This is a genomic window from Clostridium collagenovorans DSM 3089 (genome assembly GCF_900130005.1).
Classification (GTDB): domain Bacteria; phylum Bacillota; class Clostridia; order Clostridiales; family Clostridiaceae; genus Clostridium_D; species Clostridium_D collagenovorans.
The window spans coordinates 127634-153634 of sequence record NZ_FQXP01000008.1; the positions used below are offsets into that span (position 1 = coordinate 127634).

A 26001-nucleotide genomic window follows, 5' to 3' on the forward strand; every position below is an offset into this window, starting at 1 on the left:
AATACAAAAAAAGACGGGAGGAGAGATAGCAGTGAAAAAATTTGTATGTACAGTATGTGGCTATATACATGTAGGAGATAATCCTCCAGAAGTATGTCCTTTATGTAATGTAGGACCTGAATATTTTAAAGAAGTAGAAGAAGATAATAATGAAGAAGTTAGTAATAATATTTTAGATAAAGTTCAATATAAAAGGTTTATAGTTGATAATAAGGAAAAAGAAAATGATGTAGTTACATCTTTTTATTTAAAACCTGTAACTAAAGAGAAGTTAGTTTCTCATAAGCCAGGGCAGTTTATATCAATTAAACCTATAAAAGAGGAAGAAAAATCAGAAGAGGTTAGACAATATTCATTATCTATGAAACCTGGAGAAGATTTTTACAGAATAAGTGTAAAGAAAGAAGATAAAGGCTTAATATCATCATATTTACATGATAAAGTTAATGTAGGAGAAGAAGTTTATATAACTGATCCTTTAGGTACTTTTGTTTTAAAAGATAGCAATAAACCATTAGTATTTATAAGTGCAGGTATTGGTATAACACCAGTAATGTCTATGTTATATGAAGCATTAGATAAAAATAGAAAAGTTATTTTTGTGCAAGTTGTACAAAATTCTAAACTACAAACTTTTAAGAAAGAAATTAAAAACTTAAGCAATGAAAATAATAATTTAAAAACAGTAATTTTCTACGGTGATCCATTAGAAAGTGATAAATTAGGTGTGGATTATGATATTAGTGGAAGAATTACTCAACAGTGGATTAAGGATAATCTACCTAAGAATGGAGATTTTTATTTCTGTGGTCCATTAGGATTTATGAAATTAATATATGATAGTTTAAAATCAATGGATATTGAAGAAGAATCAATAAATTATGAAATGTTTGGACCATCAGCTAATCTTGCTAACATTTAGTTAGCTATATGATAAATGTTAAATATCTCTCTAATTTTAGAGAGAACTTATTTAAATGTGGAAGGGGACGATTTTATGTTAAGTTTAAAAGGAACAAAAACAGCAGAAAATTTATTAAAATCATTTGCAGGAGAGTGTCAAGCTAGAACTAGATATACTTATTACTCAAGTATAGCTAAGAAAGAAGGATATGTTCAAATTTCCAATATATTTATGGAAACTGCTGAGCAAGAAAAAGAACATGCAAAGAGATTTTATAAATTCTTAAAAAATGATTTTGTTGATGAGGCTATAGAAATAAATGCAGCATATCCTGTATCTTTTCACCAAGAAACAGCTAAAAATTTAAGAGCAGCAGCAGCAGGTGAAAATGAAGAGTGGTCTCATGATTACCCAGAGTTTGCTAGAATAGCTAAAGAAGAGGGATTCCAAGAAATCGCTACAGCTTTTGAAAGAATATCAGAAGTTGAAATGAGACATGAAAGAAGATATAGAAAATTACTAGGAAATATTGAAAACGGAACAGTATTCAAAAAGAGTGAATCAGTATTATGGAAATGTAATAACTGTGGATATATAGCAGAAGGTTTTGAAGCACCTACATTATGTCCAGCTTGTGCACATCCTCAAGGATACTTTGAAGTATTTGTTGAAAACTATTAAAATATAAATTTAATTAACATATAATAAGGGGATTTAACCATGTTGAATTATGGTTAAATCCCTTTGTTGTTTAATGGAAATTTAAGAGTGATTAAAAAATATTTTAAAACATTTCAATTAATGCTGAAAAGTAGGAGAAGTATAGTTATAATAGAGGTAGTAAATTTAAAAAGTTATATTCCCCCTTATATATTTTAGAGGTTCATTGCATAATAAATTATTGTAATTAAGATTAAGGGATTTAATTTCTAAAGCAATATTCTACATTTATATTAATACTTGTATGTATTATAGCTATATAAGGAGTGTTATCCCTAAATAGAATAAAGAGTGTTTATTAGAAAATAAATAATAATTAACTGAATATATAATTGTGGGTAAGAAAAGTGAAGGGAGGATTTAGTGGGAGTTTTGAACTTGGTATAATCTCACTAAAGATAAAAATGGAGAAAGAGTTTATTGTTGAGGGTGGATATGGAAAAGCATTTACTGTTTTAAAGGATAGGTATTTAACTATAGAAGTTTTAGAGGGAAGCCAAGTGGTAGATTTTATGTTTTTTAGAGAAGATAACATAAAAGAAAGTTTCTCTTCAACTAAAACTAAGACTAAGAAGTATAGTTCAAGTATTACTATAGGAGATACTTTAGTAAGTAATATGTGGAGACCAATGGTTGAAATTGTAGAGGATACAGTTGGAACTCATGATTTAAATATGGCAGCATGTAATGATGAATCTTATACTAGCTTAGGAATAAAGAATCATAGATCCTGTGAAGAGAATTTTAGAGAAAACTTAAAACCATATGGAATTAAACCATGGGATATTCCAGATCCACTTAATTTATTTCAGAAAACGGTTATTGATAGTACTGGTAAGTGGGAAAGAATAGATTCAGTTTCAAAGGCTGGAGACCGCATAACATTTAAGTTTTTAAAGGATTGTATTTGTGCAATATCAGTATGTCCATATGATATGAATGGGTTTAATGGAGGAAAAGCAACTCCTGTTTTAGTGAAAATATACAAATAATAAAAAGGTATGCTAAAAGTTTTAGCATACCTTTTTCATGTTTAATAAGATAATTTTTAAAATTAAAATTTTAAGTTCAACTTTAATAAGTCAGATTGAGGAAAAGATAAATTACAATAGGAAATTAATCTGAACACAATCTTAACATGGAGCTACATATACTTAACCCTATCTTTATACAGAAAAATATATAATAGCACATATAAAGTACTTATGGGGGGAGTTAATAATGAAAATGCTTTTAGGAATTTCAGCATTTATGGCTTTAGGGCTACTAATATATCTTTTTTATGTATTATTTAGAGGTGAAAAAATATGAGTCATATAGTTATACAAGATATTATTTTTTTTATTATTCTTATAGGAGCAGCTGTACTTCTTGGAAATTATATATACAAAGTGATGGAGGGGAAAAAGGTATTTTTGACTTCAATCCTTTCTCCAGTAGAGAAATATATATATAAATTAATGGATGTAAGTGAAGATGATGAAATGGATGCTAAAAAATATGCTATATCTGTTTTAGCTTTTAGCGCAATTGGATTTTTAATTGTGTTTTTACTTCAGATTCTTCAAGGAGGGCTAATTTTAAATCCTGAGGGATTATCAGGAACAAGTTGGCATTTAGCATTTAATACTGCTGCAAGCTTTGTAACTAATACCAATTGGCAAGCCTATGCAGGAGAAAATACTTTATCGTATCTTACACAATCCCTTGGCTTAGGTGTACAAAACTTTGTATCAGCAGCAACAGGTATTGCAGTATTATTTGCTTTTATAAGGGGTTTTATAAGAAAGGAAAGCAAGACTATAGGAAACTTTTGGAGAGACTTAGTAAAGACTACTTTATATGTATTAATTCCTTTAGCTACAGTTTTTTCAATAATACTAGTTTCTCAAGGTGTAGTTCAATCCTTAGATGGATATAAAGAGGTTGTAACAGTTGAAAATAAGGAAACACAAGTAATACCTATAGGACCAGCAGCAAGTCAAATAGCTATAAAACAATTAGGAACAAATGGCGGTGGTTTCTTTGGAACTAACTCAGCATATCCTTTAGAAAATCCAACACCATTGACTAATATGCTACAGGTAATATCAATATTATTAATACCTACAGCTCTTTGTTTTACATTTGGAAGAGCAATAAAGGATAAAAAGCAAGGAAAGACCTTGTTTAGAATAATGTTAGTAGTATTTATAGTAGCTTTAATTGCAATTACTTGTAGTGAACAAATGCTAGGTTCTCAATGGAAGGGTGTTGCATTATCAGGAAACATGGAAGGTAAAGAAATAAGAAATGGTATAGGTTCATCTGCACTTTGGTCTACAGCTACCACAGCTGCATCAAATGGATCAGTAAACTCTATGCATGATAGCTTAACACCATTAAGTGGACTAGTTACTATGTTCTTAATGCAAATAGGCGAAGTAGTATTTGGAGGAGTTGGATGTGGATTATATGGAATTATAGCCTTTGTAATATTGACTGTATTCATAGGGGGATTGATGGTAGGTAGAACCCCTGAGTATATAGGAAAAAAAATAGAACCTTTTGATATGAAAATGGTGTGTTTAGTTATTTTAGTTCCACCATTACTAGTATTACTAGGTAGTGCTATTACAGTATGTATGCCACAGGTTAATTCATGGTTAAGCAACAGTGGGCCACATGGATTCACAGAGATTTTATATAACTTTTCATCAGTAGCTGGAAACAATGGTAGTGCCTTTGCAGGCTTTAATGCTAACACTGTATATATGAATCTTATATCAGGAGTAATTATGATATTAGCACGTTTTATTCCTATGATATCCATTATATATATGGCTGGAAATTTAGCTAAAAAGAAAAGTGTAGCAGTAAGTGATGGAACTTTAGATACTGGGAAAAATTCCTTTGTGATACTTGTAATTGGCATAATTGTATTGGTGGGAGCATTAAGTTTCTTACCTGCTTTAGCATTAGGGCCTATAGCAGAGTTTTTTATAACTATATAAGAGAATCTGAGAAAGAGGTAAATTTATATGAAGAATTCAAGTTCAAATAAAAATATATTTATTGATGCAATAAAACAATCTTTTGCTAAGTTAGCACCTAAGACTCAAGTTAAGAATCCAGTAATGCTAGTAGTTTATCTTGGAGCTATATTCACAACTATTCTTTATATACTTGCTTTAATTGGAGTTAAGGATGAAAGTGCAGGATATACTTTGAGCATTGCTTTAATACTATGGTTCACAGTGTTATTTGCTAACTTTGCAGAAGCTATTGCAGAGGGAAGAGGAAGAGCACAAGCAGATAGTTTGAGAAGTTCACGTAAAGATGTAAAAGCTAAAAAACTTAAAGCTCCTAATTTTGATTCAGATTACACAGAAATATTATCAAGTGAATTAAAACTTGGAGATGTGGTACTTGTTGTTGCTGGGGAACAAATTCCTATGGATGGGGAAGTTATTGAGGGAGTTGCCTCAGTAGATGAAAGTGCTATAACTGGGGAATCAGCTCCAGTTATTAGAGAATCAGGTGGAGATAGAAGTGCAGTTACAGGGGGAACAACTCTAGTATCTGATTGGCTAATTATAAGAATTACTGCAGAGGCTGGAAAGAGCTTTTTAGATAAAATGATTGCTATGGTTGAAGGTGCAGCAAGAAAAAAGACTCCAAATGAAATTGCACTTCAAATATTATTAGTAACCTTAACAATTATATTTTTAGTAGTTACAGCTACTTTATTACCTTTTTCAAGATTTATAAGTAATGAAGTAGGATTAGGTTCACCAATATCCCTAACTAATATAATAGCATTATTGGTATGCTTAGCTCCAACAACTATAGGGGCACTACTTTCTTCCATAGGAATTGCAGGAATGAGCAGACTTAATAAAGCAAACGTATTAGCAATGAGTGGAAGAGCTATAGAAGCTGCTGGTGATGTTGATGTACTTTTATTGGACAAAACAGGAACTATAACATTAGGTAATAGACAAGCATCTGAATTTATAGCATTAAATGATATAACAGAAGAAGATTTAGCTAATGCAGCTCAATTATCTTCAATAGCTGATGAAACAGCAGAAGGAAGAAGTATAGTTATTTTAGCTAAAGAAAAGTTTGGTATTAGAGGACGTGACCTTTCAGACATGGATGTTGAATTTATAGAATTCACAGCTAAGACTAGAATGAGTGGGGTTAATTATAAGGGCAATGAAATTAGAAAGGGAGCAGCAGATGCTATTAAGGCATACGTTGAGCTTAATGGAGGAGTATATCCAGAGAAGTGTGAAGATATAGTTAAGAAGGTTGCTAATATGGGGGGAACACCTTTAGTTGTAACTAAAAATTTCAAGGTAATGGGAGTAATTTTCTTAAAGGACATTGTTAAAAATGGAGTAAAAGAGAAATTTGAGGATTTAAGAAAAATAGGAATAAAAACAATAATGATAACTGGGGATAATGCTATGACAGCGGCTGTAATAGCAGCAGAAGCAGGAGTTGATGATTTTATGGCTGAAGCTACCCCAGAAGCAAAACTTAAATTAATAAGAGATTATCAATCTAAGGGACATCTTGTTGCAATGACTGGTGATGGAACTAATGATGCTCCAGCATTAGCACAAGCCGATGTAGCTGTAGCTATGAATTCAGGTACTCAAGCTGCTAAGGAAGCTGGAAATATGGTTGATTTAGATTCAAGCCCAACAAAATTAATAGAAGTAGTTAGAATAGGTAAGCAACTATTAATGACAAGAGGAGCCTTAACAACATTTAGTGTTGCTAATGATGTAGCTAAATATTTTGCTATAATTCCAGTTTTATTCTGTGGAATTTTCCCAGAACTTATGGGATTAAACTTTATGAATTTAGCAAGTTCTACTAGTGCTATATTATCAGCAATAATATATAATGCATTAATCATAATTGCATTAATTCCGTTATCTTTAAAAGGTGTTAAGTATAGAGAGATGTCTGCAGATAAATTATTATGGCGCAATATGCTTATATATGGTGTTGGAGGATTAATAACCCCATTTATAGCTATTAAAGCAATTGATATTATATTGACAATATTTAAAATCGTGTAGGGAGAGAATGTAAAATGAAGAAGGGCATGAAAAAAACTTTAAGGGCAGCTTTGGTATGTATTATTATTTTGAGTGTAATATGTGGAATAATATACCCAGCTATAGTCACATTTGCCTCACAGCTTTGTTTTAATAATAAGGCTAATGGAAGTATAGTTACTGTTAAATTAAAGGACGGTAGTGAAGTTAGTTATGGGTCTAAATTAATTGCTCAAGAGTTTACAGAACCTAAATATCTTATTGGAAGACCAAGTAATGATAATGGCCCTAGTAATCTTTCTCCAGTAGGTAAAGAACAAGGTAAGTTGGTAGAAGAGAGGATCAAATGGTGGCATGAATTTGACCCAGAAAATAAAGCTGATATTCCTATGGATTTAGTAACAGTATCAGGAAGTGGAGTAGATCCTAATATATCAAAGGATGCTGCTGAATATCAGGTGAAGCGTATAGCAAAAGCAAGAGGGATAAATGAAGAGGATGTAAGAAAGGCAATTATTAAACACACAGAGGGAAGGACCTTTGGAATTTTAGGTGAATCACGAGTTAATGTTTTGATGGTAAATCTTGAACTTGATAAGTTAATATAATTTAGTGGAGGAAAGGATCATGAAAAATATGGATTTACGCCCTAATCCAGATGAACTTTTAAAACAAGTTAAGGTTGAAGGTACTGAAAAAGGAAAGCTGAAAATATTCTTTGGATATGCAGCAGGGGTTGGTAAGACCTATACTATGCTTCAAGATGCTCATGATCAATTTGATAAGGGACGAGATGTGGTAATAGGATACATTGAGCCCCATACCCGCAAGGAGACTATGCAGTTAGTTGATGGACTAGCTGTGTTGCCTCCTAAAATTATTGAATATAAAAATATATTTTTAAAGGAATTTGATCTTGAGGAAGCTTTGAAAAGAAAGCCACAACTCATTTTAGTTGATGAACTTGCTCACTCTAATGTAGAAGGAACAAGAAATAAAAAAAGATATCAAGATATAGAAGAGCTTTTAAATGCAGGTATTGATGTTTATACCACAGTAAATGTACAGCATATAGAAAGTCTTAATGATATAATAAAAAATCTTATAAAGGTTGTAGTTAGAGAGACAGTTCCTGATTATATTTTTGATTTAGCTGATAGGGTAGAACTAATAGATATTGAACCAGTAGAGCTTTTAAAGAGATTTGAAGAAGGAAAAGTATATAAAGCAGATAGAATTCATACAGCATTCAATAATTTCTTTACAGAAAATAATCTTAATATGCTTAGAGAAATCTCTATGAGAAGAACTGCTGAGAGAATAATAAAAGAAAATGAAGCTAAAAAAAGTGGCAAGAAAAATGCTGGTAGAAAATTCATGGTTATATTAGACAGAAGTAATGTATCAGCTAAAAAAATTAGGTCAACGGCTAGAATTGCTGAGGGGTTTAGAGCACCATGGATAGCTGTTTATGTTGATAATGTAAAATCAGATAATGAGAGTAAAACAAATAACTATATAACTAGAAATATGCTCTTAGCAGAACAACTAGGTGGACAAGTTGTAACCTTATGTGGGGAGGATGCTGCTTTAGTTGTATCAGAGTATGCCAAGGAATCAGATATAACTAATATAGTTATAGGAAAAGAAATTAATAAAAATATATTTTCAAAATTATTTCATGAAGGTCTTGAAGATAAGCTTATAAACTTATTAGAAGATAAAGAGTTTCACATTATTCCTTACACTGAAAACAAAAGAGCTTATAAGCAAAGAGGTAAATTAAGTTTTAAGAACACTTTAGAATTATCAACTGTAGATACTATAAAAATGATAGTAACCTTATGCACAGCTTCTTTATTTTCAGGAGTTATAGCTAAGATTGAATTAGGTGGTCCCAATATAGCTATGATATATATTTTATCAGTAGTTATAGTATCTAGAATTACATCAGGATATTTATATGGGATTTTATCTACTATCATAGGAATAATAGGAGTAACTTACTTCTTTAGTTCACCTTCATTTAGCTTTATATTCTCATATATAATAATGCTCGTTATAGCATTAATAATAAGTACTTTAACTATAAAAGCTAAAATGCAGGCTAAGGTTTCAGCAGTTAGAGAACAGCGAACCCAAGCATTATATGAGATAAATAAAAATCTTATAACTATAAGAGGATTAAAGGGTATAGTTAGATTTACTAATGATTGTATAGTAAAAACCTTTAATAGATCAACAATATTTTATTTAAAGGATCCAGCTAAAGGAAATAGAGGCGTATTAAAGTGTATAGAAGATGAAGAGAAAAAGAGATTTTTATCAGAAAAAGAAAAGGCAGTAGCTAGTTGGGTTTTTGTAAATAAGAAGTCAGCAGGATCTGGCACTGATACTTTAATGAATGCAGGTGCATATTATATACCTTTAATTTCTCATGATAAGGTTTTAGGTGTTATAGGTGTATCTAGTGATAAAATGAATTTATTAACTCAAGAAAATAAGATTTTTCTTCAGGCAATAACGACTCAAGTGGCTATTGCTTTAGAAAGTCAATATATTGCAGATAATCAAAGAAAAATGTCTTTGGAAGTATAGAGGAATTAATGAGGGAGAGAAATGGAAGAAGGTATAAAATAGATATTTACTCTTTCTAAATAATACAGTGTTTAGTATAATTGTATGAAGTGTAATTTAGGCTTTGTAAGATAAAGAAGCTAGTTAGTCTTAGGTTCTTATATAAAATGATAATGAGGGATGAGCTATGGAGAAGGTTAAAAAGATATTTGGGGATAAGATATTACTGAATCTTTTAAAAACTGCATGTATAATTTTAATATGTACAGTTATATCTTGCATATTTGATAAGTATAAAATTAAAGAAGAAAATATTATAATGATGTATATAACGGGAGTTTTGATGGTAGTACTTGAAACTAAAAAATATGTATGGGGAATTATATCTTCAATAATATGTGTATTTACCTTTAATTTCTTTTTTACAAATCCTACACTTACTTTTATGGTGGAGGATCCTAATTATATCATAACCTTTATAATGTTTTTAATAGTTTCATTTATTACAAGTACGTTAACATCAAAATTACAAAGACAGGTTAAGATAGCAGAAAATAATGTTAAACAAACGACTAACACCTACGAGATGAGTAAAAGTTATTTGAATATATCTGGGGTAGATAATATAGCATATAATGCTATGAAAAGTTTGTATGGAGCACATAAAGTAAAAAGTTTAATATATTTAGTTGATGAATATGGTAAGCTTTCTAATCCGTATTATTTAAAGGAGCAATATATAGATAAGTCAATTATAGAAAATAATACTATAGCAGAGTACTGTTTTAGCAATTGTGTATCTTGTGGTCCTGGAACTTCTAATTACAGCAATTCTAAGTGGATATATAGACCTATAGTAAGTAGTTGTGAAGTTTTCGGTGTAATAGTTATGGAGTATGGTACAGATGGATTTAATAAAGAGGAGAATATTTTTATTAACACGAATATATCTCAAATGACATTGGCCATTGAAAGAGAAATTTTATATTCAAAACAGCAAAAAACTCAAGTAGAGGTAGAAAAAGAAAAATTAAGAAGTAATCTTCTAAGATCAATTTCACATGATTTAAGAACTCCTCTTACTGCTATAGCAGGGTCAAGTAGTTTTATAATTGATAGTTATGATAAACTTGATGACACTACAATTAAAAGTTTGTTGGAAGATATAAGTAATGATGCTACATGGCTTAATAAATTAGTAGAGAACTTACTTAATATGACTAGAATACAAGATGGAAAGCTAATAATTGAAAAAGAAATGGAAGTTATAGATGATATTATAACAGAGGCATACAGAAGAGTTAGTAAAAGTCAAAAGGATCACAGAATCAATATTAAGATTCCAGAGGATATAGTATTGGTACCTATGGATGGAAAATTAATAATTCAAGTTATAATTAATCTTTTAGATAATGCTATTAAGCATACACCAAAGGGAACAGAAATTTTACTCAATGTATATAAGAGCAATAATTTTATAAACTTTGAGGTAAGTGATAATGGTGGAGGCATAAAGAAAGAAGTTCTAGATAAAATTTTTGAAAGTTTTGTATCAGTTAATAATCTACAGGGTGACTCTAGTAGAGGAATAGGAATAGGTTTAAATATATGTAATTCAATTATAGAAGCACATGGTGGAGAGATTAAAGGATTCAATAATGATATTGGAGGAGCAACATTTTCATTTAAATTACCAATATAAGTGAGGAAACAGAAAATGGATGAGAATACGAAAATTTTAATTATAGAAGATGATAAAAATATACTGAATTTTTTATCGATATCTCTAAAGACTAAAGGTTATGATTATATGACAGCTATGACAGGTCTAGATGGTATATCTTTATTTCTTGCTAATAATCCAGATTTGATTCTATTAGATCTTGGACTTCCTGATATAGATGGTATCACTGTATTAGAGCAAATAAGAGAAAGTTCAGATGTACCAGTAATAATAGTTTCTGCAAGAGGACAAGAAAAGGAAAAGGTAGAAGCTTTAGATAAGGGTGCAGATGATTATATAACTAAGCCTTTTTATATCGGCGAGCTTCTAGCTAGAATAAGGGTAGCTATCAGAAAGAGACAACCTAAAATAACTAAAAGCAAGAAGTTTATATTAGATACTCTAGAAATAGATTTTGAAAAAAGAAAAGTCTATGTTGATAATAAAGAGGTACATCTAACACCAATTGAGTATAAGCTTTTAGTTTTACTTATAGAGCATACTGGTAAAGTACTCACTTATAGCTTTATAAATAAAGAAATATGGGGATATAGTAATTTGGAAGATTCTCAATCCTTAAGGGTTTTCATGGCTAATATAAGAAGAAAAATTGAAAAGGATACATCAAAACCAAGATATATCATAACAGAAGTAGGGGTTGGGTATAGGTTTGTAGATGAATAACATAAAAGAGAAGAAAGCTTAGGGTTTCTTCTTTTTTGATTTAAAACTAAAAATATATTGAATAGATACTTTGTATAGGGTGAATAAGGTTAAAAGAATTGTATAATATTTTAAAATAAATGCCTAGTTTTAAAAACTTTAAATTATTTGAACAATATGCAATACTTGCGAATAAACATGAGGTAAATATTACATAAATGTATTATGGTAATGTTTAAGTTTGAGATATATACAGCTTTAAAAGAGAATGTATGTAGTGTAATAATAGTACATTAAAGTATAAAAGCTTAAATAAGTCTAAAATTATTCTCTTACAGGTATGAGAGGGGGTAACAATAAATTATCTTTTATTTAATAGAAAATTTACAGATTTTCTAGCCTGTACATCTGAAAAAAATAGAGTATAATTTAAAATTGTGCATGATATAGAAGCTATTTATGAAATGCATAATAATATAGATAGGATTGATAATTTATGGAAAATATCAAACAGTTTGGTATCATTACTGCCGTATTTTTTGTTGGTGAAGTCTTAAATATGGTTATTCCACTACCGGTTCCAGGAAGTGTATGGGGTATGATAATAATGTTCATATTACTATGCACAAAGGTTGTAAAGTTAGAACATGTAGAAAAGGCTGCAGATTTCTTATTAGCAATTATGGCATTTTTATTTGTACCACTTGGAGTAGGATTAATGACAAGTTTTGATGCGATTAAAAATGATATAGGAGCTATTGTAATTGTTATATTAGTTTCAACGGTAGCTGTAATGGTAGTTACAGGAATTGTTGTTGAACAAATGAGAAAAAAAGATAAGGCAGTTATAGGAGAAGAGGCTGTAGAAAAGGAAGAGGTAAAAATCAATGAGTAATTTAGCAACAGATATTACTAATAGTCCTTTATTTGGTATAATAATAACGATTTTAGCATTTGAAATAGGAATTTTTATAAATAGAAAAACTAAGATGTTAATATTTAATCCATTATTAATAGCAATAGCTATTATAATTACATTTTTAGTAACTCTAAATATAGATTATGATAGTTACAATAAAGGTGGAGAAATTATAACATTAATATTAGGACCAGCAACGGTAGCCTTTGCAATACCTTTATATAGACAATTAAAGGTACTAAAAGAAAATCTTAAGGTTATAATTCTAGGTATTGGGTCAGGATGTATAGCATCAGCTATAAGTATTTTTACTTTAGCTAAGATATTTAAATTTAGCCCAGAACTATATTATTCATTAATACCTAAGTCTATTACAACAACTATAGGTATGGGAATAGTAGAAGAATTAGGGGGACACCCTAGTGTTGTAGTTCCTGTAATAATAATTACTGGAATAGTTGGGGCTATTATAGCCACAACTATATGTAGAGTTTGTAAGATTAAAGATAGTGTGGCGGTTGGATTAGCAATGGGAACAGCAGCACATGCTATCGGTACTACAAGAGCTATGGAAATAGGAGAAATAGAGGGTGCAATGAGTAGTTTAGCTATAGTAGTAGCAGGACTTATGACAGTTATAATAGCTCCAATTGCAGCTGTGTTAATAAAATAAATATGTATTTAAAAGAGCTGTTACACTAAAAATTAGTGTAACAGCTCTTTTTACGTGCGTTTTTTATGAGTCTAAATTAAAGGAAGTATGCAGAAAATAAAGAGTTTAATTAATATAGAAGTACTAGTGTAAAGGAGTATTAAGTATATAAGTTGATAAATAGAAATTGTATGTAAAATAAATATAAATTTTATATGGCTTATAGAAGACGTTTCATTAATACGTAGTTCTATTTTTTTATAATTTTTAGCTTTAAGTGAGTTTTTATTTAGACAGGATTATAAGATTCAGCTAGATATTAAATGAATAATTAAAAGATTGTATATAGCTTTGTTAAATTACTATAAAGAATAAGAAGAATTTAAAAATGTTCATTTGGTATATATATGTAATTAAGGGGTGAATTACGTTGACAGGCTTAGGTATACAATATATAATCGTAATATCTTAAAATGGGATAGTTACAGGCAATATAGAAAAATGATTAAGTTTAACATATTACTAATAGATTAAGGAGAAGGTGAAGTGAAGAAGAGAATAATAGTTATTATTGCTAGTGCAATTTTAGTTAATACTTTTACTATGACAGGAATTAATATAGTTGAGGCTGAACCATCAACTAAAAGTGAAATAAATGAAAAGATAAAAGAAGAGAAAAATAAAATCAATAATGCAGAGCAAAAAATTTCGGAGAAAGAAGAAGAAAGAAAAAAGATAGAAAAAGAAGCTGCTGAAGTTGATAAACAAGTTGAGGAAGTTAAAAGTAAAATAAAAGGAATAGAAAATAACATCAATGATTTGCAGAGGGATAATGATTCCATAAGCAAAGAAGTTGAAGAAGTTAAAAATAAAATAGATGAGAATTATGAAATTATTAGAAAAATAGTAAAGATACAATATGAGCAACAGGCTGGAGGATACCTGAATTTATTATTAGAGGCTAAGGATTTTGCCAACTTTTTAAGAAGGTTAGAAGTTGTATCTAGTATGATAAAAAATAATAATAAAGTTATAGAAGAAACTAAAGTTTTGGAAGTAAGTTTAGAAGAAAAACAAAATAAGTTAAAAGAGCAGATAGTGTCTTTAGAAGCTAAAAAATCAGAGGTTAAAGTTGAGGAAGAAAAACTTGAAGCTTTAGTAGAAAATAAAAATATTGAAATAGCGAAATTAGTTGAAGCACAGCAAAGTATAAGTGAAGAAATAAGATTAACTGAGGATCAAATAAAGACCTTAGAAAAGAAGTCAGCTGAGATAGATAAGCAGTTAGAAGCATCTACAGGGGGAGGAGTATATGAAGGTGGTATGATGGCATGGCCAGTACCAGGATATACTACCATAACTTCTTACTTTGGAGGAAGAGTAGATCCTATAACGGGAAAAGAGTCTTTTCATAAGGCTATAGATATAGCAGCTCCAGCAGGTGCAGCAGTAGTTGCAGCCAATGATGGAGTAGTAATAATGTCAATGTATGAGGTGTCTTATGGAAATGTGGTTGCTATAGATCATGGTGGTGGAATAGTAACATTATATGCTCATAATACAGAGAGAGTAGTTTCTGTTGGAGATAGGGTTACAAGAGGTCAAAAAATAGCAACTGTAGGAAGTACAGGATACTCAACTGGAAACCATAGTCACTTTGAGGTAAAGAAAAATGGACAAGTTGTAGATCCGCTACTATATTTAAAATAATAAGTAGGTACATAAAACAAAGGAAAAGAAAATAGTTTAAGAACTAAATTTCTTTTAAGAAATGGAGGAAGATTTTGAAAGCGAATACTGTTAAGCATCTAGTAGTAGAAGGTTTTAAGAATATATTATCAAATAGATTAGTATCCTTAGCTGCCATAGTAACTGTATTTATTTCTTTAAGTATATTGGGTATATTTTATTCTATGATAAATATAGTTAATGTAAATGTTGAGGCACTTCAGCAGAAGGTAGAATTAGTTGCATTTTTAAATGAAGATGTAAGTGAAGAGAGAGCTAAGGAAATAGGAGAAGAAATAAAAAATATATCAACTGTTAATAAAGTAGAATTTGTTTCTTCGGAGAAAGGTTTAGAAAGTTATAAAGAAGGTTTTGAAAAAGAAGAAGATAAGGAAATGCAAAGAATACTTAATGATATAGAAAATGAGGGCTCAAATCCTATTCCAGCTAGTTTATCAGTACAAACTAAAGACCCTAAGGCAAATGAAGCTATAAGAAAGGAATTAGCTAAATATAATGAAATATATAGAGTTAGTGATGGAAACTTAGTTGCAGAGTTATTAAATAGTATAAATTCAGCAGTAAAAGCTGGGGGTTTTGTATTAATGATTGTACTAAGTATTGCTTCAATATTACTTATATCTAGTGCAATAAAGGTAGCTGTTTTTGTAAGAAGAAGAGAAATTGGTATAATCAAATACATAGGAGCAACGGATAACTATGTAAGATTACCATTTATAATTGAAGGAATTTCCATTGGAGTTATAGGTGCTATTTTAAGTACTCTTACCTTATCAATAAGTTACTTTGCATTAAGAGCTAGCTTATTAAGAACTATGGAATCACTTATGAGTGGATTTATATTACCGAGCCTTCCAATACTATTGCAAACATTAATTCCTATTATGCTTGTAATTTCATTAGGAATTGGTGTTATTGGTAGCTTTATATCTTTAAAAAAATATTTACATGTATAAAAGTTTAAGGTTAAAATAGTGAGATTAATTTATTAATAAAATTATTTTAGAGTAATTAGTTTATAAGAATTGAAGTATACTAAATAAACTCTAAGTGTTTTACTTAGAGTTTATTTTTTTGCAACTTAAGGCTGTAGTGTTAATAAGGTTAAGTATTTATTGTATTAAATAAATTTAGCCTGTATTGAAACTACAGCCTTAGAATTTTATAATAATTTATCTATTTTAGATTTTAAGGAATCTTTAGGTACAAAACCTATAGAAGATTCTACTCGTTCACCATTTTTAAATATAAGAATAGTAGGAACACTAGAAACGTTAAATTGTTGTGCAAGTTCTGGACTTTTATCTATATCTACCTTTACAAATTTTGCGTTACCATCTAACTCAGTATTTAATTCATCAAATACTGGAGCTAGCATTTTACAAGGTCCACACCAAGTAGCAAAAAAGTCAACAACCACAATACCATTTTCAATTTCAGTTTTAAAGTTACTTGAATCAATTATTTGTGCCATTTTATATATCCTCCTAAAATTCAAATTTTATAATACTCACTTTAATTATGATGTCCTTAAATAAGGTAAATACACATAGGAAAGTAAAGAAATTTCTAGCTAACTAAGAAAGAGTATTTTTCTAGGCTTTGAAAATAATAATTTAAATAAAAATTGGGAAAGATTAAAAGTTAAGTAAAACTAAGAACATATGTATAAAAAAATTTACATAGGTATTTAAATTTTAATAAAAATAAATAATATAAGCTTTAGTAAAAAGGGTAGAAATATTACTAATTTATTAAAGTTTTGAAAATAACAAATTATAGCTATTTATATAAATTTTTTTAATATATAATTAGTTATGGATTTACTCATAATTTATAGTAAGGAGTAAAATTAGGTAAGAATATAAATTACCAATATATAAACAAACAGAGGTGAAAAGATATAAAAACTAAAAATCAATCTACTAAACTTTATTTTAGCATTGCTACTTATGTAGTAATTTTAACTTATGTTTTATTAAATTTAAGTACTGTTTTTAGTGGGATTAAATATGCACTTGGAATAATTAGTCCATTTTTTATAGCTATATTTATAGCTTTTATTTTAAATATACCTATGAAAATAGTAGAGGAGAAGCTACTATTTCCACTAGATAAGAGTAAGAAAAGTATAATAAAAAAGATTAAAAGACCATTAGCAATTGTAATAACTTTATTATTAGTATTTGCTTTAATTATTGGACTTGTTATATTTATAATTCCTCAGCTTTCTGATAGCATAGAAACTTTGGTAAGTAGTATACCGGAGTATTTAAAGAGCTTAGAGGCTATGATGAACAATTATACTGCATCAGTAGATATATTTAATGAGGTATGGAATCAGATTCTAACAATGTGGAAAGATATTCTACAGGTATTAGGTCAAGTAACAGGAACTTTAGTAACTCAGGTTTTAAGCATTACTATAGGAGTTACATCATCTATAATTAACTTTTTTATAGGAATGATTTTAGCTATATATATGTTAGCTAGCAAGGAAAAGTTAGTTCTTCAAATAAAAAAGATAATGTATGCTTTTATGAAAAAGCATTTTGTTGATAAAGCCATAGAAATTGGTAAAATAGCGAATTTTAAATTTTCTAAGTTTATAGCAGGTCAATGTACAGAGGCTGTAATAATAGGAATTTTATGTTTTGTAGGAATGCTTATTTTCTCAATGCCATATCCTCTTTTAGTAAGTGTAATTATAGGGGTTACGGCACTTATACCGATTTTTGGTGCTTTTGTAGGAACTATACCTGCAGTATTTATAATATTTATGTATAGCCCAATTACGGCATTTTGGTTTATTATTTTAATAATAGTAATTCAACAGATTGAAGGAAATTTAATTTATCCTAGAGTAGTTGGAAACTCAATTGGTTTATCAGCTTTATGGGTTATGTTTGCCATGATGGTTGGAGGAAGCTTATTTGGAATATTAGGTATGTTGATAGGTATTCCATTATTTGGAGTTGCATACACTGTTTTTGGTACAGTTGTAAATGAGAAGCTCATAGAAAAAAAGATTCAAGTATCATGTAATGAAGATAACTTAGAAGATGAAACTATAGAAGATACTTCTAAAAATGAGGAAGAATAAAGTATAAGCATAAGGAATATATAGTATAAGGTTAGCTAAAAATAGAAATGACTTATATATTTAATGTAATTATTTATATGTAGGTCTCTCTATTATATGGTTAACCTTATATTTTTATAAAAGCCGTAAAATCATTTAGTTCACCGTATTGAATATTAGTAGTATAATTTAAGATAAGTTTATTATTTTAGTAAATAAAATAAATAGTAATTAGGAGAAGAGTATGCAAAGTAAGGATAAAACTTTTTATATTATAAGTGAAGATATATTACCAGAACCTATATATAAAACTTTATTAGTTAAGGAGCTTTTACTAAAGGGTGAAATTAAAACGGTTAATGAAGCAGTGAAAATTATTGGGATATCAAGAAGTGTTTATTATAAATATAAAGATGGAATATTTCCTTTTTATGAAGCAACTGATAAAAGAATAGTAACATTATCATTATTATTAGATAATCAATCAGGTGTATTATCATCAATATTAAATACTATAGCTAAATATGGTGGAAATATTTTAACAATAAATCAAGGTATACCTCTTCAGGGAATTGCTAATGCGTCGGTTTCAGTGGAAACTATAGAATTGTCAGTTGATATGTTAGAACTAATAAATAAATTGAATGAAATTCCAGGTGTGAGAAAAATTGAAATGGTATGTAAAGAATAGAAAACTTAACATCTTAAATTAATATGTTTAATATCTTAAAAAAATCTTAAAAAATGGCATATACATTGATAAATCTTACTAGCTATAATATCATAACATATAGTACATAATATATTGTACTAGTAGAGTATATAAAAATGCTTAATATTTAAGTGGGAGATCTTGTACTATGGAACAATTCGCTAGGGAATATGATGAGATAACGGGCTTAACTAGTATTGAGGTTAAGGAACGTATAAACAATGGACAAGTAAATAAAATACCAGAAGTTCCATCGAGAACTATATGGGAAATATTAAAAGCTAATTTATTTAATAAATTTAATGTACTAAATACGGTATTAGCTTTAATGGTAATTATAGCTGGTGCTCCTAAGGAGGCCATCTTTGCTGTAGTTATATTTACAAATACTATTTTAGGTGTTTTTCAAGAAGTAAAGGCAAAGAGAACTCTAGAAAAATTAGCCTTATTAAATAAATTACATGCTAATGTTCTTAGAGATAAAAAAGTAATAAATATAGATATAAATGATGTGGTTATGGATGATGTTATATTACTGAATCCAGGAGATCAAGTTGTAGCTGATACAATAGTTATGAGTGGAAGTGAATTTGAAGTAGATGAATCTATGCTTACAGGAGAATCAGATACTATTTGTAAATTGCCTGGAGATAAAGTATATTCAGGAAGCTTTGTTAAATCAGGAAGTGGATATACTAAGGTAGTTGAGATTGGTGAAAATACATATATAGCTAAGTTATCCAAGGAAGCTAAGAAGTTTAAAGTAATACATTCTCAACTTCAAGAAGCAATAGATAAAATTTTAAAGATTCTTATTTGGTTAATAATACCTATAGGTATCTTATTAGTTACAACTCAATTGATATCTAATGATAAGTCATGGCAAGAGTCAATTATAAGTGCTACAGCTGGAATTGTAGGTATGATTCCAGAAGGATTAGTGCTTCTTACAACTTTAACCTTTGTAGCAGGAGTAGTACGATTATCTAAATGGAATACATTGGTTCAAGAATTACCTGCAACAGAGGTTCTAGCTAGAGTAGATACACTGTGTTTAGATAAAACAGGAACAATAACTGAAGGTGACCTTAGGTTAGGAGATGTAATAAATTTATGTAATAAAGAGGATGAAGAAATTCATGAAGAATTGGCTGCTGTAGTTAATTCTCTACCTAATACTAATGCCACTCAAAAGGCTATTTTAGATAAATATGACAAGAATCCTAATTGGAATATTATTAATAACATAGCTTTCTCATCTGCAAGAAAGTGGTGTGGAATAGAATTTGAAAGCCATGGAGTATATATAATGGGTGCTCCAGAAATGATATTAAAATCTAATTATGAAAGTATAAAAGATAAGGTTGAACTACAAGCTTCTCAAGGAAAAAGAGTTTTATTATTAGCAAACTTTAAAGGAGAAGATTTTGATGTAGATTTAAATGGAATTGTAGAACCAGAAGCCTTAATAATTTTAGAAGATGTAATAAGAAAAGACGCACCAGAAACTTTAGAATACTTTAAGCAACAAGGAGTACAATTAAAAATAATATCTGGAGATAATCCTTTAACGGTATCAGCTGTAGCAAAGAAAGCTGGAGTAGATGGAGCAGAAAATTATATAGATGCTAGTGAAATTTCTAGTGATGATAAGGAAGTTGAAAAGGTATTAGAGAAGAATACTGTATTTGGTAGAGTTACACCACATCAAAAAAGAGATTTTGTTAAAGCACTTCAACGAAAAGGTCACATAGTTGCAATGACAGGTGACGGAATTAATGATGTATTAGCTTTAAAAGAATCTGATTGTGGTATATCTATGGCTAGTGGAAGTGATGCAACTAAGGCAGTAGCTCAACTTGTTTTATTAGAATCTAATTTTAATGCTTTACCAGAGGTTGTATCAGAAGGTAGACGTATGATAAATAATTTAGAGATGGTATCAGAGCTGTTTTTAACAAAGGCCATTTACTCAGTTATATTATCAGTTATATTTAGTTTACTTTTATTACCTTATCCATTTACACCAATACAACTTAGCTTAGTAGCATCAATATCTATAGGTATTCCTTCATTTTTTCTTGCTCTTGGACCTAATAAGGAAAGAGTGAAAGGAGATTACTTAAATCGGGTATTAAAGGCTGCAATTAGTAACGGTATAGTAATTAGTGTGTTTATAACAATAATATTTATATCAACTTATAGGGTTAGTATGTCTGTTGAAGCAGCAAGAAGTTTATCCGTAATAGTATTGGGTGGTATTAGTTTATTTATATTAGCTAAATTAGCAAAGCCTTTTAATTATTTAAAATTAATACTAGTATGTGTAACAATGGGAGTATTTTTAGCTACATTCTTTATACCAGTATCTAAGAGTATCTTTAATTTGAGTTTAGAGGGATTTGGAAATGTAGTTTTTGCAACCTTGTTAATTTTTACATCACTACCTATGATTTCAATGGTTAGAGATTCATACTCTAAAATTAAAAAGAAAATTAGAGATAAAAAATCTAAAAACTAAATAAAAAGATTAAATAAGAAGCCATCTATAGAAAAAAACTATAGATGGCTTTTGAATTATAAATTTTTATAATAGTTATAAATTGTTTATAATCATATTAAGGGGAGGTGCTTTGAGATGAGAATTTTGCATATAATAGCGCAAAAACCTAGAGAAACTGGAAGTGGGGTATATTTTAAAAATATAATAGATCAGTTATCTCAAAAGGGACATGAGCAGGCAGCTATTTGTGGAATTGAAAACTTAGAGAGTGCTGATATAAATGTGGATAGTTGTTATCCTGTATACTTCTCAAGTGAAGATATTCCTTTTAATGTGGTTGGAATGAGTGATGTAATGCCATATAAAAGTAAATGTTATAAAGATATGTCAAAGAATGATGTAAGCTTATATATGAATGCATTTGAAAAGAAGATATTACAAGCTAATAAAGAATTTAATCCTGATATCATAATATGTCATCATTTATACTTAGTAACATCACTAACATCGCATCTTATTAAAGACAAAAGTATTTACGGTATATGTCATGGAACAGATTTAAGGCAATTTCACAGCAATGATATTATGAAAGACTTCATTATAGAAAATATAAAAAATTTAGCAGGTATTTTCGCATTACATGAAAAGTGTAAAAAAGATGTGATTAGCACCTTTAATATAAATCCAAACAAAATTATTGTAAGTGGAATAGGCTATAATGAAAAGATTTTTAATTATAAGAATTTAGAAAAAAATAAGGATATTCAAATTGTCTATACAGGAAAAATATCTTATGCTAAGGGGTTAGAACCCTTATTCTATAGTTTTAATAAACTATGTGAGGATTATGGAAATATAACATTAAACTTAGTTGGTATGGGCTCTGGAAGTGAGTACGAAGAAATAAAGAATTTATATAAGGATAGTAAGGGAAAAGTAGAATTTTTAGGAAAACTATCTCAAGAGGAGCTTTCTGATTTATACAGTAGAAGTCATATTTTTGTATTACCATCTTACTATGAAGGACTACCCTTAGTTATAGTAGAGGCTCTAGCTTCAGGGCTTTCAGTAGTAACATCTGATACAGGTGGAGTAGGTGCTTGGTTAGGAGATAAGATAAATAATTCTGGAAAGATTAAGTATGTTGAGCTTCCTAAAATGGATACAATAGATGAACCTATAAGAAGTGAATTACCTAATTATATAGAGAGACTATATAGAGCTATGAAGGATACAGTTGAAATATTGGACTTTAGTGAAAGTTTGAAGTTAGACACTAATAGTTTTACATGGACAGGGTTAACAGAAAATATACTAAATAATATATCCTTATAGAAAGTATAGTCGTGATAAAACCATTGAGCAACTTTAGGATTTAATAAAATGAAAAGTGTTGTAATAAGTTATAGAAAGCAAAAATTCAATTAAGCTTTAAAATATAAAAATTTTTCAAAAGCCTAATTGAATTTTCTTTTTAATAAAAACACTTATATATTTAATAAATCTTTAATGGCAACTTTAGTTAAATCTTCACTGCATAATGTAGCATTATCGCAACATTTAGAAGCAAATCCAACAGCAAGAACCTTCATTCCACCTCTTAAGGCAGCTTCTACTCCAGCTTCAGCATCTTCTACAACTAAGCATTGAGAAGGAGAAACATTAAGTTTTTCTGCAGCTTTTAAGAAAACTTCAGGATCAGGTTTGCTGTTTTTAATATCATTCCCATCGACTGTAGTATCAAAGGCGTTATCTAATCCTATATATTTCAAAATATTAGGAGAGTTTTTGCTTGAAGAACCTATAGCAGTTTTAATATTAGAACTTTTTAATGAGGCTAAAAGTTCATTTACTCCAGGAAGAATATCGCATGGAGTTAAATTTTTTATTAGTTCTTTGTAGTAATTATTTTTTCTAGTAGCCATTTCAAGTTTTTCATCTTCAGAGTAGTTTTTAGTGCTTTTTTCTAATATGATATTTAGGCTTTCCATACGGCTTACCCCTCTTAGACGCTCATTTATTTCTCTGTCAAAATATATATTTTCTTCATCAGCAAGTTGTTTCCATGCTTCATAATGATAATTATCAGTAGTTACAATTACACCATCTAAATCAAAAATAACAGCTTTTATAGTCAAAACTTTATCCTCCCAATGTAGTAATTAATTCATGACTAAGATTAACACATAGTCATGAATTAAAATAATTTATAAATTAAATTCATATAACTTTATTAAGTAATTATGATTAAAGCTAGATATAAGATAGTATATAAATTTTAATATATACTAAATTAAAGAAACATAAATTTCCTTACTAAGCTTTGTAAAAAAAAGATTAAATATAAGCTAAGCTTTAATCAAGTGACTTCAATATTGAAGTATATATGAAAACTATTTAGTAATAACTAACTCCTTATTTTTAAACTTAATAGTTAGGTTATCAGAATCACCTTCAAGAATTTTAGCATCTATTGAAGTATTGCTTAAAGTAATTTCAAGTAACAATCCTCTGAAGTAAATTTTAAAGTGAATATCTGTCCAATGCTCTGGAAGCCAAGGATTAAATGTAAGTACATTATGTTTATCAACTTCCATACCACCAAATCCCATAATAACTGATTGCCAAGTTCCACCACAAGAAGCAGCGTGTATACCTTCTCTAGTGTTATTTTGATTATTATGAAGATCTACTAAAGCAGAACGTCTTAGGTATTTATAAGCCATAGAATTGTCACCAACTCTTAATCCCATTATTGAGAAAATGCTTGGGCTTAAAGAAGAACGGTGAGAAGTTCTTTTTTCGTAATAATCATAATTTACCTTTTGAATATCCTTATCAAATTCATCTCCAAGTAAAAACATTAACATAACAACATCAGCTTGTTTATTAATACACGTATTTTTTATACCATACTCTCTAGCTTCAGCAGGTATAACCGGCATATCATTTTTATCATATTCAGTTATAACTACATCTTTTAACTTAAAGTAATCTTCAAATTGCTCCATTAACTTATCTTCTTTATTAAAAGGAATGTAGATTTTATCATGAACTTCTTTCCAAGCTTCAAGTTCGTTTTCAATTAAACAGATTCTAGAAGTTACATCATCATAAATAGAAGCACTTGAATTTTTAAGTAATTCTAGCATTTCAAAGCCTTTTTCTATGTTCCATTTAGCAAGGTAATTTGTATAGCAGTTATTATTTACAGGTTCATGCCATTCATCAGGTCCAGTTACATCTAATATTTCGTATCTATCAAATTCTGAATTATATTTACATCTTGATACCCAGAATTTAGCTGTCTCAATTATAATTTCAGCACCATATTTTAGCATGAAATCTAAGTCTTTAGTTAATCTAAAGTAATTATAAATTCCAAAGGCTATGTCAGCAGTAACATGGTGTTCATAAGTAGCAACCATGCATCTATAGCAAGAACCATCAGGCTCTATAGTCCAGTCAGGGCATTGCTCAGTACCATCATCAGCTGATTCCCAAGGATACTTAGCACCTTTAAAACCATTAAACGTAGCATTTTCTCTAGCAGCACCAATTAAGTTATATCTATATTTAAGTAAGGTTTTAGCTGCTTCAGGATTAGTAAATATAAAGAATGGAAGCATGAATATTTCTGTGTCCCAATAAGCATGTCCACCGTATTCTTCACCGTGTAATAGTTTTGCACCTAAGCTTACTGTATCATCCTTTGGATTAGCAGTGCTCATTAAGTGGAATAGGTTAAATCTAAGTGCTTTATCAATTAAATCATCACCATTGATTGTTACATTAGCTATATCCCACATTTTTTCATAAACTTCTGTGTGATCTTTAACTTCTGCTTCAATACCATTTAATATAAAGTCACTTAATTCCTTTTCTATATTAATTTTAATATCTTCTTTTTTAACGTCTCTTTCAGTATAGATAGAAGCAAATTTATCAATTACTATTGTTTCATTTTCTTTAACATCAAAGTCCATGAATTCAAGAGCAACTTCTCCAAAGGTAGAGTAGCGTTTACTTTTAATAAGATTTTTTCTTTCAGAATCCTTATAAACTCTCATAATAGTACCAGTACCAATATGAGTATTCCAGTCACGAGTTTCAGTTTCTATGTAACAACCCTTACCATTTAAGTTTGAAACTTCTAAGGTATTGGTATGCTTAACTCTAAATCTAGGAAAGTCTTTAAAGTTTAGAACTGTACCATCAAGTATATTTTCCATTTCCATTATTCCAGAATAGTTTAATGGTGTAACAAATAGTTTTATAGCTGCTCTGTGAAGGTTTTCTCTACTTATAAATCTATAACCCTCTATTAAAGTTTCACGACCATCCCCATCACGTAACTTAAATCTTTTGAAAAGTATAGATTTTTTCATATCTAAAACTCTCTTAAATTCAAGTAGTTCGCAATCCTCTACACCAAGTAAATTTCTTTCTACATATAATTTAATACCAAGCCAATCAGGTGTATTTGCAAGCTCTCTCATGAAGGCTTCGGATTTATCATAAATTCCAGCTATATATGTACTAGGTAAAGATGTTTTAGTAGTTTCCTCATAGGAACCACGAGTACACATATAACCATTTGTTAATGCAAAATTTGTTTCGTAAACTAGATTTTCCTTTGAATCATAGTTATCTTGTACAATAAGCCATTTATCATCACTGATTAAACTTTGTAACTTTGTAGAAAATTGTTCTCTTATCATAAAAATCCCCCTATTGCCT

At 29.2% G+C, this 26001-nt stretch carries 21 protein-coding genes and 1 pseudogene; 19 read left to right on the plus strand and 3 right to left on the minus strand.

Annotated features, from left to right (window positions below; all coding sequences use genetic code 11):
• Window positions 1-31: 31 nt before the first annotated feature.
• From BUA48_RS16030 to ftsX, 15 genes and pseudogenes are all read left to right on the plus strand, one after another.
• A pseudogene (locus tag BUA48_RS16030) lies at window positions 32-145 on the plus strand (rubredoxin-like domain-containing protein); the annotation flags it as partial.
• 168 nt (window positions 146-313) lie between these two features.
• On the plus strand, window positions 314-922 hold the full coding sequence (locus BUA48_RS11020) for an FAD-binding oxidoreductase (protein WP_479723201.1): 609 nt from the start codon (window positions 314-316) through the stop codon (window positions 920-922).
• A gap of 75 nt (window positions 923-997) precedes the next feature.
• Entirely contained in the window at window positions 998-1585 is a 588-nt protein-coding gene (gene rbr, locus BUA48_RS11025) for a rubrerythrin (RefSeq protein ID WP_072832115.1), read from the plus strand.
• A 386-nt stretch (window positions 1586-1971) separates the two neighbouring features.
• Window positions 1972-2616 carry a DUF1989 domain-containing protein gene (locus tag BUA48_RS11030; protein ID WP_072832116.1) on the plus strand — a complete coding sequence of 215 codons (645 nt, stop codon included), beginning with the start codon at window positions 1972-1974 and terminating at the stop codon, window positions 2614-2616.
• A gap of 229 nt (window positions 2617-2845) precedes the next feature.
• Window positions 2846-2935 carry a K(+)-transporting ATPase subunit F gene (kdpF, locus tag BUA48_RS11035; protein WP_072832117.1) on the plus strand — a complete coding sequence of 30 codons (90 nt, stop codon included), beginning with the start codon at window positions 2846-2848 and terminating at the stop codon, window positions 2933-2935.
• Window positions 2932-4617 carry a potassium-transporting ATPase subunit KdpA gene (kdpA, locus tag BUA48_RS11040; protein WP_072832118.1) on the plus strand — a complete coding sequence of 562 codons (1686 nt, stop codon included), beginning with the start codon at window positions 2932-2934 and terminating at the stop codon, window positions 4615-4617. Before kdpF ends, kdpA begins: the two co-directional genes overlap by 4 nt.
• A gap of 27 nt (window positions 4618-4644) precedes the next feature.
• On the plus strand, window positions 4645-6702 hold the full coding sequence (gene kdpB, locus BUA48_RS11045; RefSeq protein ID WP_072832119.1) for a potassium-transporting ATPase subunit KdpB: 2058 nt from the start codon (window positions 4645-4647) through the stop codon (window positions 6700-6702).
• Window positions 6703-6716: 14 nt separating this feature from the next.
• Entirely contained in the window at window positions 6717-7289 is a 573-nt protein-coding gene (gene kdpC, locus BUA48_RS11050; protein ID WP_072832120.1) for a potassium-transporting ATPase subunit KdpC, read from the plus strand.
• A 19-nt stretch (window positions 7290-7308) separates the two neighbouring features.
• Window positions 7309-9279: a DUF4118 domain-containing protein gene (locus BUA48_RS11055; protein WP_072832121.1), complete on the plus strand. Its 1971-nt coding sequence runs from the start codon at window positions 7309-7311 to the stop codon at window positions 9277-9279.
• A gap of 166 nt (window positions 9280-9445) precedes the next feature.
• The gene (locus tag BUA48_RS11060) at window positions 9446-10960 is read left to right on the plus strand and encodes a DUF4118 domain-containing protein (RefSeq protein ID WP_072832122.1); all 1515 of its coding nucleotides are present in this window, start codon (window positions 9446-9448) and stop codon (window positions 10958-10960) included.
• Window positions 10961-10975: 15 nt separating this feature from the next.
• Window positions 10976-11665, plus strand: coding sequence for a response regulator (locus BUA48_RS11065; RefSeq protein WP_072832123.1), 690 nt, complete (start codon window positions 10976-10978; stop codon window positions 11663-11665).
• A 475-nt stretch (window positions 11666-12140) separates the two neighbouring features.
• On the plus strand, window positions 12141-12539 hold the full coding sequence (locus BUA48_RS11070; protein WP_072832124.1) for a CidA/LrgA family protein: 399 nt from the start codon (window positions 12141-12143) through the stop codon (window positions 12537-12539).
• Window positions 12532-13236: an LrgB family protein gene (locus tag BUA48_RS11075; RefSeq protein ID WP_072832125.1), complete on the plus strand. Its 705-nt coding sequence runs from the start codon at window positions 12532-12534 to the stop codon at window positions 13234-13236. Before BUA48_RS11070 ends, BUA48_RS11075 begins: the two co-directional genes overlap by 8 nt.
• Before the next feature lie 525 nt (window positions 13237-13761).
• Window positions 13762-14925, plus strand: a complete 1164-nt coding sequence (locus BUA48_RS11080; RefSeq protein ID WP_072832126.1) for a murein hydrolase activator EnvC family protein — start codon at window positions 13762-13764, stop codon at window positions 14923-14925.
• Between the two features lie 74 nt (window positions 14926-14999).
• Window positions 15000-15920: a permease-like cell division protein FtsX gene (ftsX, locus tag BUA48_RS11085; RefSeq protein WP_072832127.1), complete on the plus strand. Its 921-nt coding sequence runs from the start codon at window positions 15000-15002 to the stop codon at window positions 15918-15920.
• 206 nt (window positions 15921-16126) lie between these two features.
• Here ftsX and trxA read toward each other — a convergent pair whose 3' ends face one another.
• The gene (trxA, locus tag BUA48_RS11090) at window positions 16127-16438 is read right to left on the minus strand and encodes a thioredoxin (RefSeq protein ID WP_072832128.1); all 312 of its coding nucleotides are present in this window, start codon (window positions 16436-16438) and stop codon (window positions 16127-16129) included.
• A gap of 486 nt (window positions 16439-16924) precedes the next feature.
• On the opposite strand from trxA, the gene BUA48_RS11095 reads away from it, so the two are divergent.
• The 4 genes from BUA48_RS11095 to BUA48_RS11110 all read left to right on the plus strand — a co-directional run bounded on the left by BUA48_RS11095 (window position 16925) and on the right by BUA48_RS11110 (window position 22596).
• Window positions 16925-18067 carry an AI-2E family transporter gene (locus BUA48_RS11095; RefSeq protein ID WP_242944346.1) on the plus strand — a complete coding sequence of 381 codons (1143 nt, stop codon included), beginning with the start codon at window positions 16925-16927 and terminating at the stop codon, window positions 18065-18067.
• 223 nt (window positions 18068-18290) lie between these two features.
• Entirely contained in the window at window positions 18291-18737 is a 447-nt protein-coding gene (locus tag BUA48_RS11100) for an ACT domain-containing protein (RefSeq protein ID WP_072832130.1), read from the plus strand.
• Window positions 18738-18906: 169 nt separating this feature from the next.
• Window positions 18907-21279 carry an HAD-IC family P-type ATPase gene (locus tag BUA48_RS11105; RefSeq protein WP_072832131.1) on the plus strand — a complete coding sequence of 791 codons (2373 nt, stop codon included), beginning with the start codon at window positions 18907-18909 and terminating at the stop codon, window positions 21277-21279.
• Window positions 21280-21396: 117 nt separating this feature from the next.
• On the plus strand, window positions 21397-22596 hold the full coding sequence (locus BUA48_RS11110; protein ID WP_072832132.1) for a glycosyltransferase family 4 protein: 1200 nt from the start codon (window positions 21397-21399) through the stop codon (window positions 22594-22596).
• A gap of 152 nt (window positions 22597-22748) precedes the next feature.
• On the opposite strand, the gene pgmB is transcribed toward BUA48_RS11110, so the two are convergent.
• Together pgmB and BUA48_RS11120 are read right to left on the minus strand one after the other, a co-directional pair.
• Complete coding sequence (pgmB, locus tag BUA48_RS11115; protein WP_072832133.1) at window positions 22749-23399, minus strand: beta-phosphoglucomutase; 651 nt, start codon at window positions 23397-23399, stop codon at window positions 22749-22751.
• Between the two features lie 255 nt (window positions 23400-23654).
• The gene (locus BUA48_RS11120) at window positions 23655-25982 is read right to left on the minus strand and encodes a glycoside hydrolase family 65 protein (RefSeq protein ID WP_072832134.1); all 2328 of its coding nucleotides are present in this window, start codon (window positions 25980-25982) and stop codon (window positions 23655-23657) included.
• Window positions 25983-26001 lie beyond the last annotated feature (19 nt).

Bases quoted from the DNA above. Each gene is read 5' to 3' on its own strand.
- kdpB (WP_072832119.1), top strand. From the start codon at position 4,645: ATGAAGAATTCAAGTTCAAATAAAAATATATTTATTGATGCAATAAAA.
- BUA48_RS11055 (WP_072832121.1), top strand. From the start codon at position 7,309: ATGAAAAATATGGATTTACGCCCTAATCCAGATGAACTTTTAAAACAA.
- BUA48_RS11070 (WP_072832124.1), top strand. From the start codon at position 12,141: ATGGAAAATATCAAACAGTTTGGTATCATTACTGCCGTATTTTTTGTT.
- BUA48_RS11060 (WP_072832122.1), top strand. From the start codon at position 9,446: ATGGAGAAGGTTAAAAAGATATTTGGGGATAAGATATTACTGAATCTT.
- kdpF (WP_072832117.1), top strand. From the start codon at position 2,846: ATGAAAATGCTTTTAGGAATTTCAGCATTTATGGCTTTAGGGCTACTA.
- kdpC (WP_072832120.1), top strand. From the start codon at position 6,717: ATGAAGAAGGGCATGAAAAAAACTTTAAGGGCAGCTTTGGTATGTATT.
- trxA (WP_072832128.1), bottom strand. From the start codon at position 16,438: ATGGCACAAATAATTGATTCAAGTAACTTTAAAACTGAAATTGAAAAT.
- rbr (WP_072832115.1), top strand. From the start codon at position 998: ATGTTAAGTTTAAAAGGAACAAAAACAGCAGAAAATTTATTAAAATCA.
- BUA48_RS11065 (WP_072832123.1), top strand. From the start codon at position 10,976: ATGGATGAGAATACGAAAATTTTAATTATAGAAGATGATAAAAATATA.
- BUA48_RS11075 (WP_072832125.1), top strand. From the start codon at position 12,532: ATGAGTAATTTAGCAACAGATATTACTAATAGTCCTTTATTTGGTATA.
- kdpA (WP_072832118.1), top strand. From the start codon at position 2,932: ATGAGTCATATAGTTATACAAGATATTATTTTTTTTATTATTCTTATA.
- BUA48_RS11105 (WP_072832131.1), top strand. From the start codon at position 18,907: ATGGAACAATTCGCTAGGGAATATGATGAGATAACGGGCTTAACTAGT.
- BUA48_RS11120 (WP_072832134.1), bottom strand. From the start codon at position 25,982: ATGATAAGAGAACAATTTTCTACAAAGTTACAAAGTTTAATCAGTGAT.
- BUA48_RS11100 (WP_072832130.1), top strand. From the start codon at position 18,291: ATGCAAAGTAAGGATAAAACTTTTTATATTATAAGTGAAGATATATTA.
- BUA48_RS11110 (WP_072832132.1), top strand. From the start codon at position 21,397: ATGAGAATTTTGCATATAATAGCGCAAAAACCTAGAGAAACTGGAAGT.